The sequence below is a fragment of the Shewanella alkalitolerans genome (assembly GCF_019457575.1).
Taxonomy (GTDB): Bacteria; Pseudomonadota; Gammaproteobacteria; order Enterobacterales; family Shewanellaceae; genus Shewanella; species Shewanella loihica.
In genome coordinates this window covers 2,575,456-2,589,175 of sequence record NZ_CP080422.1, presented here as the reverse complement: position 1 = coordinate 2,589,175, position 13,720 = coordinate 2,575,456, and the positions used below count along the sequence as shown (strand labels likewise).

Below are 13,720 nucleotides of genomic sequence, written 5' to 3'. Positions count from 1 at the left end.
TATTGAACTGTGCTTAGTGGGTGAGCCTGAGCTCGTGCCTGTGTTCGTGGGCGTAATCGGCGGCGCACTGGGTGCAGCGCTGCTCGAGCGGATTGGCGTTGAGCCGCTCGGCTTCGATGTCGGCCTCACAGTCTGAGCATAAGCCGTAGAGGCCCAGATCCAGCTGGCACAGCGCCGCATCGAGTTGGGTCAGCTTGATAAATAGGGGCTCGTCGGCCAGTTTGGCCGCGGTCATCTCGTCGATGAGGGAGGTCAGCGAGAGTTGCTGGGTATCGAGCGTTATTTGATGTAATGCCAGCAGGGTACCTAACTCTTTCCTGAGATTCGCTTCAAGCACCGACAGTTCATGTCTGATATGGGATCTGCTCACAAATCATTGCCTAGTTGATATTCTTAGATAATCAGTCTAAACCGCTTGGGCGTATTGGCTATGACTAAGATCAAAAGTCGGTGACTTTTATGGTGAATCGCGTTGAGGGATGTGAAGATCAGACCAGTTAAGGCGCGACTGGGCTGGCTATTTGTCGCGCCTTGAGATAGGGAAGGCTTGAAGGTTAGCAGTGCCTGATGCCCTGAAGCATCATAGAGCCTACAGATGCGACCGTCAGGCACAAGTTTCCTGCTAGCAACTGCGTAGCAGGGACAAGATGCTCTGGGTATCTTTCAGTACGCGTACCTGGCGGAACAGGGCTTCGCCCTCTTCATAGTGGCGGGCGATAAACCTCAGCCACTGTTTGATGCGCGCCGGATAGTACTTCTCTTTCTCGCTGACTATCTCAAACTCTGAATACTGCAGCAGCAGCGCCAGCACCTCGGGCCAGGGCATAGGCGTCTGCTCGCCTTTAACGACGTGGGCCAGGTTTGGGATGGTCAGGGCGCCGCGCCCGAGCATGACATCATCACAGCCGCTGGCCTCGCGGCATTTCAGGTAATCTTCTCTGCCCCAGATCTCGCCGTTGGCGATGATGGGCAGACGAGTGACAGATTTTATCTGCGCGATATATTCCCAGTGCGCCGGCGGTCGGTAGGCTTCCTCTTTGGTGCGGGCGTGCACCGTGAGTTCGGTGGCGCCGGCCGCCTCGATAGCCTGGGCAATTTCGGTGCAGCGGCTCTTGTCATCCCACCCCAGGCGGATCTTGGCCGACACAGGCTTGTCCTTGGGCACCGCCTGCCTCACGGCTTGGGTCACCCGGTAGATGGTTTCAGGCTCTTTTAACAGCGCCGCGCCGCCCTTGCTGCGATTAACCATAGGGGCAGGGCAGCCATAGTTAAGGTCGACGCCGCGAGAACCGAGCTCGACGGCGCGAATGGCATTCTCTGCCATCCAGTTAGGCTCCTGCCCCAGCAATTGCAGGCGCACCGGAGTGCCCGAGGCGGTTCTGCATTGGTACTTAAGCTCGGCGCAGAGTCGGTAGAAGACTTTTTCCGGCAGTAATTGATCGACGACACGAATAAATTCGCTGATCACCATGTCATAGCCACCAACGCTGGTTAGCAGGGCTCGCATCGGGGCGTCGGCAACGCCTTCCATCGGGGCTAAGATGACACGCATGATTCTCGTTTTCTCATTAATTTAAGGCGCAGAGCCTAAAAAGGTGAACCTGTCGGCCATGGTGTACGTACTGCTTGCATACTGCATTGCCAGGCCGGGTAAAAGGGCGCTTATTCTACGTCAAGCGCCTGGCAGATACAAAGCCTGTGTGCGTGCGGGAAGGTGTGGGGATAACGGCTGCGCCCAGCCAAACTTATGAGTTAGATGCGAGTATCTTTTGTTATCTATGACTGGCTTATCGATTTCTAGTCAATAAAGACGTGAGATCAATCGATTACTGCTGTTTAGATGCTTGCGCTAACACATAATTTGGGTCATAAATGTGATGCCTGATAAGTTTTTTGAAATAAAAATCTAGGGGGCCGGGTCATATTATCCGAGCCAGCAACGCACTGATGTTGGCAAACCATTGCATATAAGAGATCAACAAAGGAAGAGATTATGAAATTAGTTAAGAATACTGCTGTTGCTGTAGCGTTAGGCACTGTGTTTGTTGGTAGCGCGTTTGCGGCGCAGGCTCAAGCTAATCCGTTTGGTTACAGTGAAATGCAAGCTGGTTACCAGATCGCCGATGGCGAAGGTAAGTGTGGCGAAGGCAAGTGCGGCGAGAACATGAAGAAAGGCGCCAAAGAAGGTAAGTGCGGCGAGAACATGAAAGCCAAAGAGGGTAAATGTGGCGAAGGCATGAAGAAAGGCGCCAAAGAAGGTAAGTGTGGCGAAGGTAAATGCGGCGCCCAGATGAAGGCCCATAAAGAGGGTAAGTGCGGCGAAAACATGAAAGCCAAAGAAGGTAAGTGTGGCGAGAACATGAAGGCCAAAGAGGGCAAGTGCGGCGAAGATATGAAGAAGGGCAAAGAAGGAAAGTGTGGCGGCCATAAGTAATAGGCCTTAAGGCAATTGCCCATGTCGATTAGGCCAGTGAATACTGGCCTAATTCTTTTTACATAAGGTAAATGCGTCAATTTGTTCACTAGAGGTGGAGTGATGATGACACAAGCTAAGGTGGGGCTCGGCCTGCGCCGCGAGATGCTAGATGAGTTTTGCCAGTCTGTCCCTGGTGCCATCGATTTTTTCGAGGTGGCGCCTGAGAACTGGATGACACTTGGTGGTAAGTTTGGCCGTCAATTTAGGCAGTTAACCGAGAAGCACAAGTTTTTCTGCCACGGACTGTCGCTCTCTATCGGTGGCCCAGAGCCCCTAGATACGCGTTTCGTTAAGCAGGTTAAAACCTTTCTCGATCATCACGACATAGAGATCTATTCGGAGCACTTAAGCTACTGCTCGGGCAAGGGTCATCTGTATGACTTGATGCCAATTCCCTTTACTGATGATGCGGTGCGCCACGTGGCAAGGCGGATCGAGCAGGTACAGGATATCTTAGAGCGTCCCTTTATTTTGGAAAACGTATCCTTTTACGCCGCGCCCGCGAGCGAGATGAGTGAGTGCGAGTTTGTCAGCGCCGTGCTAGAAGAGGCAGATTGTCGCCTGCTGCTGGATGTGAACAACATCTATGTTAACTCGATCAATCATCAATATGACGCCGAAGCTTTCTTAAGGGCCATGCCCAGCGAGCGTATCGCCTATCTGCATATTGCCGGTCATTACGATGAGGCGGAAGATCTTAAGGTCGATACCCATGGCAGCGAGGTGATCGACCCCGTGTGGCGCTTGTTAGCGCTTTGCTATCAGACCCATGGTGTGTTTCCCACCTTGCTTGAGCGTGACTTTAATATTCCAGCCACCTCTGAGTTGCTCAAAGAGATCAACAAGATACATGACTATCAGACTAAGGCATTGCAGCCCAGTCATCGGAGCGCCTAGATGAGTTTTACCCAAGTTCAGCAGTCGTTTATCGATTACATCAAAGACCCTTCATCGCCCCTGCCTCAGGGGACGGACGAAAGGCGTATGGGGATCTATCGCGAACTGTTTTTTAATAATGTGAAGGGGTTTGTCGCCAGTGGTTTTCCCGTGCTCTGCTCCTTGTATGAAGAAGATGACTGGCAGGCGCTGGTGCAGCAGTTTTTTGTGACCCATGATTGTCAGACGCCGATCTTTATCGAAATCGCCCAGGAGTTTTTGCTGTTTTTGCAAAACGAGTATCAGCTGAGCGAGCAAGATCCCGCCTTCATGCTAGAGCTGGCTCACTATGAATGGTTGGAGCTGGTGGTGGCCACGGCGCTCGATGACAGACAGTCGCAACGTATTGACGAGCAAAGCCTGGAAACCCAGCCCCTGGGGTTAAGCTTGGCTGCCAGGGTGGCCCAATACCATTTTGAGGTGCAGCGTATCAGCCCCGAGTATCGCCCCGAGGCGCCTAGCGAGCAGCCTAACTTTTTCTGTATCTACCGGGATGCTGACGATGAAGTCTGTTTCTTGCAGCTTAATCCGCTTACGGCGCAGGTGCTGGCCTATATCGAACAGCAAGATGGTGTGGAGTTTGCTGCGCTATGTGACTGGCTCGCATCGCTTTATCGTCAGATGCCGAGGTCTCAGATAGTAGAGGGTTGTCGGCAGTTGCTGCTGGATATGGCTCAGCGGGGCATAGTGGTCGCCGCGAGATAAAATTTGTCCAATTAGGCCTTTCTATCGTGCTGGCTTGTCACTATAATGGCGGCGAAAATTGATCTAGATCAATAAAAGTTGTTAATCATGAGTGAGGAAAGTATGAGTCAGCCGTTTAAAGACCCGTTTAATTTTGTTTATTTTCTTGGTTTCTTGCTGGTAATGATGTTGCCTACGCTGCCAGCTACCCTATCATGGTTGAAACACCTAAACCTGATCTCTTAAGCGTTAGCCTTAAGCATTAGCCTTAAGCGGTTAAGCAACTAGCTTAGCGGGCTAAGTCGGGTATACTAACCACTCATTCTTGAGTGGTTTTTTTATGCGAGGAACTCATGGTTATCAAGCGGGGCTTCTATCTACTCCTAGGCCTTAGCAGTCTGTTTCTCGGCCTGCTTGGCATCGCCCTTCCGCTGCTGCCGACCGTGCCTTTTATCTTGCTGGCAGCCTTTTGTTTCGCACGCTCGAGTTCGCGTCTGCATGACTGGCTGATGACCCATCCTTGGTTTGCCGATGCGCTGCAGAACTGGCATAGCGAGCGCGCCATTCGCCGCGGCTTGAAGCGCAAGGCCTATATCGCCACCTGTTTGAGTTTTAGCGTGAGTATCATCTTGGTGCCGCTGCTGTGGGTGAAGCTGATGCTGCTGGCCATGTTGACAGGCTTGCTGCTTTATCTCAGGCAAATTCCCGAATTAGACGACTGATTGTGAACTTAGGTTGTGAACCTTGGCGGTGAGTTTGGTTAAGCTTTGTGACATTCGCTGTTGCAACCCATATCAAAGGAGCTTAAGCTTTAGCCGAAAATTCTAGTCAAAACTGGCCCTATGGCCAGTTTGTCCTTTTTAAGGGCTCAAACGAAAAAGATGGTAGTAATGAATACAGACAAGTTAGCCTTGATCAAGCAGAGCATTAAGACAATTCCAGATTATCCGAAACCAGGGATTATGTTTCGCGATGTAACCAGTTTAATGGAAGACCCCGCGGCCTATCAGGCGACGATTGCCCTGTTTGTTGAGCGCTATAAAGATCTTGGCGTGACCAAAGTAGTGGGCACCGAGGCGCGTGGCTTCCTCTTCGGCGCGCCGCTGGCATTAGAGCTGGGCGTAGGTTTCGTGCCTGTGCGTAAGCCGGGTAAATTGCCGCGTGAAACCATCTCTGAGAGTTATGAGCTGGAATATGGCCATGACATGCTGGAGATCCACACGGATGCCATTAAGCCGGGCGATAAGGTATTGGTGGTCGACGATCTGCTGGCTACAGGCGGCACTATCGAAGCGACAGTAAAGCTTATCCGTCAGCTCGGTGGTGAGGTTGAGCATGCGGCGTTTGTGATCTCTCTGCCAGAGCTTGGCGGTGAGCATCGTCTAGCCGAGATGGGCCTCTCTCTGATGACCCTATGTGAGTTTGAAGGCGAGTAATATCGTCTAATTGCTCACTCATGTTGAGCATCTAAGTGCCGTGGCTATGCCGCGGCATTTTGCTATCTGGGTCAGTGATTTCAGGCCGATGAGATATGTGAGCCTTTTGTCTATCAAATGCGGCTGATGGGTGAGGGGAGATGGCTAACATTGCCCTGTCAGTGACCGAAATGGTCGCTCTTGATGGCTTAGAAATAGGCCTTTAAATGGCGGGCAAAGCGGGTGATAGGTTAAACATGAAGCAAGCTGGCTTAACAAAGATAAATTAAGGCGCGCTAAGCGCTTAGCTTGCTAGCGAGATGGACCTTGACATGTTATTGTTTGCTGATTAATGAAGTGTGCTTCGTAATAGTTACCAACCTTGGGGAGTTCCATGTCATATCAGGTGTTAGCCAGAAAATGGCGCCCTGCAACATTTGAGCAAGTTGTCGGTCAGTCACATGTGCTGCATGCCCTTACCAATGCCTTATCGCAAAACCGTCTACATCATGCCTATCTGTTTACCGGTACCCGAGGGGTAGGTAAGACGAGTCTGGCCAGGCTATTTGCCAAGGGATTGAACTGTGAGCAAGGGGTAACGGCCTCGCCTTGTGGCCAGTGTGCCAGCTGCGTCGAGATCGCCCAGGGCCGTTTTGTCGATCTTATCGAGGTGGATGCGGCGTCGCGCACCAAGGTCGACGACACCCGCGAGTTGCTGGACAACGTTCAGTACCGCCCCACACGCGGCCGCTTCAAGGTGTATCTTATCGATGAGGTGCACATGCTCTCGCGCAGCAGCTTCAATGCGCTGTTGAAGACGCTGGAAGAGCCCCCTGAGCATGTTAAGTTCTTGCTGGCGACCACAGATCCCCAGCGCCTACCGGTAACCGTACTCTCCCGCTGTCTGCAATTTAACCTTAAGAGTCTGACACTCGATGAGATCTGCGTGCAGCTTGGCCACATCCTGGCGCAGGAGCAGGTTGGCTATGACGATGGCGCGGTAAAACTACTCGCCAAGGCGGCCAACGGCAGTATGCGTGACGCCTTGAGTCTGACGGATCAGGCCATCGCCTTCGGGGCTGGTCAAGTCAGGCTCACTCAGGTGCAAACTATGCTAGGCACCATAGATGAGCACCATGTGATTGTGTTGCTCAAAGCCCTGTGTGATGGCGACGTGGATCAGCTGATGAAGGTGACCGGAGAAGTGCTCTCCTTTGGCGCCGATCCCAGTGAGGTACTGCGCAGCCTGCTGGAACTGCTGCACCAGATCACCTTGACCCAGTTTGCACCCAGCGCCGCTCAGCTGTCGCAATATGCCGAGCAGATCAAGGCCTTCGCCAAGCAGCTAAGGCCCGAGCAGGTACAGCTCTATTATCAACTATTGCTAAATGGTCGTCAGGATCTGCCCCACGCGCCCGACCCTAAGTCAGGCCTGGAGATGGCGCTATTGCGCGCTATCGCTTTCGTGCCCGAGGCGCCCGTGCAGCGCTGGATGGGCGAGGCCGGCAGTGAGATCCTCTTACCTGAACCTCTCTTACCAGAACAGGGCAAGGGTGAAGAAGTTGCGCCAACCTCTGCTAAGCCAGATGAAACAGTTAAGTTGGTGAAACCTGCTGAGTCTGTGCCAAACAGTCAGGCGGAAGCCGAGGTTGAAGACAAGGCCGAGGTTGAAGAAAAAGCTAAGGTTGAAGAAAAAGCTAAGGTCGAGGCCAGCAGTGAAGCAAGTGCGGCAATGTTTTCTCAAGAAGATGCGCAAACGCCAACTGCTGAGCAGACGAAAAAGTTAAACGATACTGACGGCCCAATTGAAGCGGACTTAGTCGAAGCGGATTTAGTTGAAGCGGATTTAGTTGAAGCTGATTCTACAGAAAAGGATGCGCTTGAAGAAGATGAGGGCGCACTCGATCTGTTTGCCGAGCAGCAGCTGATCTTGAGTCAGGCCCAAAGCCAAGGGCACAGCCCTGAGCTTAGCCCTGAGCCGAGCTCGCAAGAAACAAGCTCGGCAAATAAGAGTCCCGTAAGCGAAGCATCTGCCGATTCTAAAGCAGATGTGTCGACGAGTGCTGCGACAGCACAAGGCGGTAAAGCGGCTCTGCCTAGCGAGCTAAAAATGCCGGCAGAAAGCGTCGAGCAAACAACTACAGCAGCCGAGCAAGCTGCATCATCGGCAGACGAGAGCGGCAGTTTTTACGATGATCTCTATTTCAGTGCAGATGACGATGAGTCTGGTGACCCAAGCGACTATGAAGCCTACCTTGCCTATCAACAGGGACAGGATAGTCAGGCATCTGGCGATAACTCTTCCTCTGAGGCGACAACGACTGGTGACAACAGTGCCCAGACTATTAGCGCTCCGGTAAGTGAAAATGCCCCCCATGGCGGCTTGACGCCCGATACTGCATCGGCGAGTGAAGAAACCACGCCCAACCTGTTAGAAGATGATCTGCTCGATGCCGTATTGAACGCGCGTCAGAGTCTGCTTAGCGATCTTGAGGAAGATGCGGCTAAGGAGGACGCGGCTAAGGAGAGCGCATCAAAAAAGCCTCTAGTCGGCGCTAAGAAGCCTGGGGCTAACCAGGTTCAAGCGAGTAGCGAACAGCAGGCGGGCGAAGAGAACAAGTTTGGCGCAGAGCCTTATGTGCCACCCAAACGGCCAGAGCAAGCAGCCCTGAGCGGAGAAAAAGCAGCCCTGAGCGGGAATGACGAAGCCCAGAGCATCGGTGAAATAGCTTCGAGCGGGGAAGCTACCCCCCATAGCCTTGGTGAGACAGCTCAGAACGATCAAGATAATGCCCAGAGCGTCGAAGCTATCTCGGACACGGCTGTGACGATCGAGCCGGGAATGACTGAGCATGGTACGAAAGCGCCTGAGACGCAGAACAATAATTTTGCGGAGCAGCCTACTGCCTACCTAAATGATGAAGACAGGCCGCCTTGGGTGTCGCCTGAGCCGAGCCTGCAGGCGATGACCGCGCCAAGCGATGAAGCGCCTAATCAGGTAGTGCAAGTTGATACTCAGACAGAGTCGCAAGCCCGCGTCGATGGCGTTGCTGGGAATGACCAAGGCGTTGAGAATCGAGGCCTGGATGGTCAAGATCTAGAGGAAAATTCAGACAACGGTAATCAATCAGTTAAGAGTCCTGCGGTCCAGGATGCGACGGCAGTTTCAGCCGTCACTGAGCCCGTCAGCCAGACTACACAAGTGACCTTTGTGGCCGATGAGATCACAGGCCACGATACGGATCTTAAATGGTACCGCTTGATGTCGGCGCTGGAGATCGGCGGCCGGGTAAGACAGCTGGCGGTCAACGCCGTATGTAAGACCTTTATTGAGCCACTGCCTTTGGTGCTTAAACCCAATCAGAAGCATTTGGCGGCGCCAGGCGCCATCAGTCAGCTCGAAGATGCCTTGTCGAAGGCCTTGGGCGGCAGCTGCCAGGTGGGGTTTAGTGTCGGCGTCGAGCCTGAGCGCGAGACACCGCTAGAGATACGTCAGCGTTTTCATCGTGAGCTGTTAGAGCAGGCGCATCAGGGGCTATTGCAAGATGAAAACATTCAGTGGCTGACACAGGTGATGCAGGCAGAGATGGAGCCAGACAGCTTAAGTTATCTGCCGGAGCTGCTGGGTAAGCGGGGTCAGACGATAGCACTTATCGATAAGTCGAACTTTGTGGCGACAGAGGAGTCTTAACTCACACGAGTTATCGCTCATATGAGGGATAGCTTGAGTCAGTCATTAGTGCGGCTTACTAATGTCGTGAGCAAGTGTCGTGAGCAAGTGCAGTGAGCTAGTGCAGTTGGCTCGATAGAATGAATGGGGCGAGCGGTGCGAAAGGGCTCGCAGGTCATAAGTTTTAAGATTGGTGATCAGCTTTGATTGCTTATTGGTGCTAATTCAGTAAGATTAGCCAGTTTTTTTAATATTGAAGAGAACTCGATATGTTTGGAAAAGGCGGTATGGGCAACCTGATGAAACAGGCCCAGATGATGCAAGACAAGATGGCCAAGGCGCAAGAAGAGATCGCGCGTATGGAAGTGACCGGTGAAGCCGGTGCGGGTCTTGTTAAGGTCACTATGACAGGCTCTCACAGCGTACGTAAGGTCGAGATCGACCCAAGCTTGCTAGAAGATGACAAAGAGATGCTCGAAGATCTGATCGCGGCGGCTTGTAACGATGCGGCGCGTCGTGTCGAAGAGAGCCAGAAAGAGAAGATGGCTGAAGTCACAGGCGGCATGCAGTTGCCACCTGGCATGAAGATGCCTTTCTAACGATGAAATTTAGTCCCCTGGTCGATGAGTTGATCCAGTCGCTGCGCTGCTTGCCCGGGGTTGGCCCCAAGTCGGCTCAGCGCATGGCGTTTCAGCTGCTCGAGCGCGATCGCAAGGCGGGTCACAAGCTCGCCCAGGCGCTGTCGAGTGCCATGAGTGATGTGGGACACTGCAGCAGTTGTCGCACCTTCACCGAAGAGAGCCTGTGCCCCATCTGCGCCAGTAGTCGCCGTGGCAGCTCAGATCTGATCTGTGTGGTCGAGACGCCTGCAGACGTGCTGGCGATTGAAGCCGGCGGTCACTTCTCTGGCCGTTATTTTGTGCTCTTAGGCCACCTGTCACCCCTCGATGGTGTGGGACCGGACGAGCTTGGGTTGAGCCTGCTGGAGACCCATCTGGCCAGTGGCGAGGTGAGCGAGCTTATCCTGGCGACCAACCCCACGGTAGAAGGGGACGCGACGGCGCACTTTATCGCCGATATGGCCAAGCAGCACGAGGTCAATGTGAGCCGAATCGCTCATGGTGTGCCCGTGGGCGGCGAGCTTGAGTATGTCGACAGCACCACGCTGGCGCTCTCCTTTAATGGACGCATTCCGTTATAAGGCTCTTTTAAGTCCTGCAATAAAATCCAGTTCATCTTGAGCTGGATTTTTTTTGACCAATTAAAACCCTTTGTCTGTTTTTGGCTTGAAAAGCGAAAATCTAGCCCCATCTCTAAAGCCATAAGCGTTTTTGTGAAATAGAGAAGGAAACATCCATGTCACATCAAGAAACCCATGGCTTTCAAACAGAAGTCAAACAACTACTCAATTTGATGATCCACTCTTTATACTCCAATAAAGAGATTTTCTTGCGTGAATTGGTCTCTAACGCCGCCGATGCGGCCGATAAACTTCGCTACGAAGCCCTGACTAAAGATGAGCTTTACGAAGGCGACGGTGAGCTGCGCGTACGCGTCAGTGCCGATAGCGAGAAAGGTACAGTGACCATTGAAGATAATGGTATCGGTATGACCCGCGATGGCGTGATAGAGCATCTGGGTACCATCGCCAAGTCTGGCACCGCGGAGTTTTTCAAGAACCTGTCGGGCGATGAGTCTAGAGACTCACAGCTGATCGGTCAGTTTGGTGTGGGCTTCTATTCGGCCTTCATCGTTGCCGACAAGGTGACCGTACGCACTCGCGCCGCCGGTCACGCGGCAGATGAGGCGGTGCAGTGGGAATCAGCCGGTGAAGGCGAATTTACTGTCGAAAACATCGTCAAAGAGAGTCGTGGTACAGAGATCATCTTACACCTTCGCGAAGAAGAGAAAGAGTTTGCGAGCGATTACCGCCTGCGCTCAATCATCACCAAATACTCAGATCATATCTCGGTACCGGTAGAGATGTGGCAAGAAGGCACGCCAGCCCAGGAAGCGACCGAGGAGGGCGGTGAAGCCATTCCTGCGACCGAAGGTCACTGGAAGGCGATGAACAAGGCGACCGCCCTGTGGACTCGTAACAAGAGCGATGTCACCGACGAAGAGTATCAAGAGTTCTACAAGCATATCTCCCATGATTTTACCGATCCTCTGCTGTGGAGCCACAACCGCGTCGAGGGTAAACAGGAGTACACCAGTCTGCTTTACATCCCGTCGAAGGCGCCTTGGGATCTGTGGAATCGCGACCGTAAACACGGCCTGAAACTCTTCGTTCAGCGCGTATTCGTGATGGATGATGCCGAGCAGTTTATGCCGAGCTACCTGCGTTTCGTGCAGGGTCTTATCGACTCAAACGATCTACCGCTAAACGTCTCGCGTGAGATTTTGCAGGACAACAAGATCACCACGGCGCTGCGCACAGCGGTGACCAAACGCGTGCTTGGCATGCTAGAGAAGCTGGCTAAGAACGATCCCGAGAAGTATCAAACCTTCTGGGCCGAGTTTGGCCAGGTATTGAAAGAAGGTCCGGCGGAAGATTTCGCCAACAAGGAGAAGATTGCCGGCCTGCTGCGCTTTGCTTCGACTCACGCTAACGAGGCGGCTCATACAGTGTCACTGAGTGACTATGTTGAGCGCATGAAGGAAGGTCAGAGCAAGATCTACTATATCGTTGCCGACAGTCATGACGCGGCGGCCAACAGCCCACACCTAGAGCTACTGCGTAAGAAGGGTATCGAGGTGCTGTTGATGTCAGAGCGTATCGACGAGTGGTTGATCAACCATCTTACTGAGTTCGACGGCAAGCAGCTGCACTCAGTGACCCGTGGCGATCTCGAACTGGGTGAGCTGGAAGATGCCGCCGAGAAAGAGGCCCAGGAGAAGCTGGAAACCGAGTCTGAAGGACTGGTGAAACGCGTCAAAGAGGTGCTGGGTGATAAGGTGGCCGAGGTGAAGGTGACCAGTCGTCTAACCGACACCCCAGCCTGTGTGGTTGCCGGCGCCGGTGAGATGTCGTCGCAGATGATTAAATTGATGCAGGCCGCAGGCCAGGCCGTGCCAGAGAGCAAGCCTGTGTTTGAGCTTAACCCTGAGCACCCGCTGGTGAAACGTCTGGACACTGAGCAGGATGAAGAGGTGTTTGGTCAGTGGGCCGACCTCTTGCTGCAACAGGCGCAGCTGTCTGAGAAAGGCAGCCTGGCAGACCCATCAGCTTTTATCAAACTGATGAACAAGATGTTGTTAGCCAGCGTTAAATAAATCTAAGCTAGAGTTAGTAAGAGGCAGTTTGACTGCCTCTTATGCTATCTACTTATCGCTAACTCATTAACAGAGACAAGCTCTCTCAAAAAAAGAGACGCTCTCGATAAAAGAGATATTATGGATTCAGTATTGGATTTAACCAAAGAAAACATTCAGCAAGTGGTCGATGCCTCCATGCAGCAGGTGGTGGTCATGACGTTTTGGAGCCAGCAGAGCCCAGAGAGCCTGCAGCTGATGCAGATGCTGACCCAGATCGCCGCAAAGGGACGTTTCCTGCTGGCTAAGGTCAACTGCGATCAGGAGATGGAGATAGCCAACTATTTTCAGATCCAGAGTCTACCAACCACTTTGGTACTGAAAGAGGGTAAGCCTGTCGATGGCTTTGCCGGCCTGCAAGAGGCGGCGCAAATTGAGGCCTTACTCGACCAGCATCTGCCTAAGGCCTGGCAAGTCGCGCTCAATCAGGCCAAGGTACAGCTCGCCGAGGGCGATGCCGAAGGGGCGATGCCGCTGCTCAAGCAAGCCTATCAAGAGTGCCAGACGGCCGAGGTATCCTTAGTGTATGCTGATGCGCTGCTGGCCGTGTCAGACATCAATCAGGCTAAGGTGCTACTCGATGGTGTCGGCCTTGCCGATCAAGACGCTTACTATCAGAGCCTCAAGGCCAAGCTCTCCCTGGCGCTGGACGCCGCCGATACACCGGAGATCAGAAGTCTGCTGGATGATGTCGAACAACACCCCAGCGATTTTGCCAAGCTCCTGTCCCTTGCCAAGGCGCTTCATGGCGCCAAGCGCGATGAAGAAGCCCTCGAGCGTCTCTATCTGGTATTAAAGACAGATCTGCAGGCTCAGCAAGGTGAGATCAAGCAGCTTTTCATGGAGATCCTCACCGCCTTGGGTCAGGGACATGCCGTGGCCAATCAATATCGCCGCAAATTATACACCTTGCTCTACTAGGTCCTGTTGATCTTTGCTGTTTGTTTTTGCAGCAGTTTGTAGGTGATTTATACAAGGCAGAGCCTGTGCGTGTAGTGTTTTTATAAACCAGAGTTACACAAACGGGCGATAATGCTATAAAAATGGCCTACAAACACTGCCCAATGGGTTCATCTAAACACGCACTGCACTTTATGAAAGGCTTCCTGCCTTTCACCGTGGGCGGTCAGCAATGCTGTTAGAAATCGTTCCAGACGATTTCTTGGTTGTTCGCCATTCACATAGAGTAACTATGTTTCATGACTCTCGCCTCGTGCAAAACGC

General features: G+C 52.8%; 12 protein-coding genes. 10 read left to right on the top strand and 2 right to left on the bottom strand.

What is annotated here, in order from left to right:
• Window positions 1-13: 13 nt before the first annotated feature.
• Together K0J45_RS11465 and dusC are read right to left on the bottom strand one after the other, a co-directional pair.
• Window positions 14-370, bottom strand: a complete 357-nt coding sequence (locus K0J45_RS11465; RefSeq protein ID WP_011866041.1) for a TraR/DksA family transcriptional regulator — start codon at window positions 368-370, stop codon at window positions 14-16.
• 252 nt (window positions 371-622) lie between these two features.
• Entirely contained in the window at window positions 623-1,552 is a 930-nt protein-coding gene (gene dusC / locus K0J45_RS11460; protein WP_011866040.1) for a tRNA dihydrouridine(16) synthase DusC, read from the bottom strand.
• 441 nt (window positions 1,553-1,993) lie between these two features.
• Between dusC and K0J45_RS11455 the strand changes: the two genes are divergently transcribed.
• The 10 genes from K0J45_RS11455 to K0J45_RS11410 all read left to right on the top strand — a co-directional run bounded on the left by K0J45_RS11455 (window position 1,994) and on the right by K0J45_RS11410 (window position 13,417).
• On the top strand, window positions 1,994-2,434 hold the full coding sequence (locus tag K0J45_RS11455; RefSeq protein WP_011866039.1) for an HvfA family oxazolone/thioamide-modified RiPP metallophore: 441 nt from the start codon (window positions 1,994-1,996) through the stop codon (window positions 2,432-2,434).
• Window positions 2,435-2,536: 102 nt separating this feature from the next.
• A complete protein-coding gene (locus tag K0J45_RS11450) occupies window positions 2,537-3,373 on the top strand; it encodes an HvfB family MNIO-type RiPP peptide maturase (protein WP_220042661.1) in 837 nt (278 codons plus the stop codon).
• Window positions 3,374-4,117 (top strand): HvfC family RiPP maturation protein, encoded by a 744-nt coding sequence (locus K0J45_RS11445; RefSeq protein WP_220042660.1) that lies wholly within the window; start codon window positions 3,374-3,376, stop codon window positions 4,115-4,117.
• A 332-nt stretch (window positions 4,118-4,449) separates the two neighbouring features.
• Entirely contained in the window at window positions 4,450-4,818 is a 369-nt protein-coding gene (locus K0J45_RS11440) for a YbaN family protein (protein ID WP_011866035.1), read from the top strand.
• A 159-nt stretch (window positions 4,819-4,977) separates the two neighbouring features.
• Complete coding sequence (gene apt, locus K0J45_RS11435) at window positions 4,978-5,532, top strand: adenine phosphoribosyltransferase (RefSeq protein WP_083764354.1); 555 nt, start codon at window positions 4,978-4,980, stop codon at window positions 5,530-5,532.
• A gap of 373 nt (window positions 5,533-5,905) precedes the next feature.
• Window positions 5,906-9,202, top strand: coding sequence for a DNA polymerase III subunit gamma/tau (dnaX, locus tag K0J45_RS11430; protein ID WP_220042659.1), 3,297 nt, complete (start codon window positions 5,906-5,908; stop codon window positions 9,200-9,202).
• Between the two features lie 248 nt (window positions 9,203-9,450).
• On the top strand, window positions 9,451-9,780 hold the full coding sequence (locus tag K0J45_RS11425) for a YbaB/EbfC family nucleoid-associated protein (RefSeq protein WP_144202934.1): 330 nt from the start codon (window positions 9,451-9,453) through the stop codon (window positions 9,778-9,780).
• A 2-nt stretch (window positions 9,781-9,782) separates the two neighbouring features.
• Window positions 9,783-10,382: a recombination mediator RecR gene (gene recR / locus K0J45_RS11420; RefSeq protein ID WP_144202937.1), complete on the top strand. Its 600-nt coding sequence runs from the start codon at window positions 9,783-9,785 to the stop codon at window positions 10,380-10,382.
• Window positions 10,383-10,537: 155 nt separating this feature from the next.
• On the top strand, window positions 10,538-12,457 hold the full coding sequence (gene htpG, locus K0J45_RS11415; protein WP_220042658.1) for a molecular chaperone HtpG: 1,920 nt from the start codon (window positions 10,538-10,540) through the stop codon (window positions 12,455-12,457).
• 120 nt (window positions 12,458-12,577) lie between these two features.
• Entirely contained in the window at window positions 12,578-13,417 is an 840-nt protein-coding gene (locus K0J45_RS11410; RefSeq protein ID WP_220042657.1) for a co-chaperone YbbN, read from the top strand.
• The last annotated feature ends 303 nt before the right edge of the window (window positions 13,418-13,720 follow it).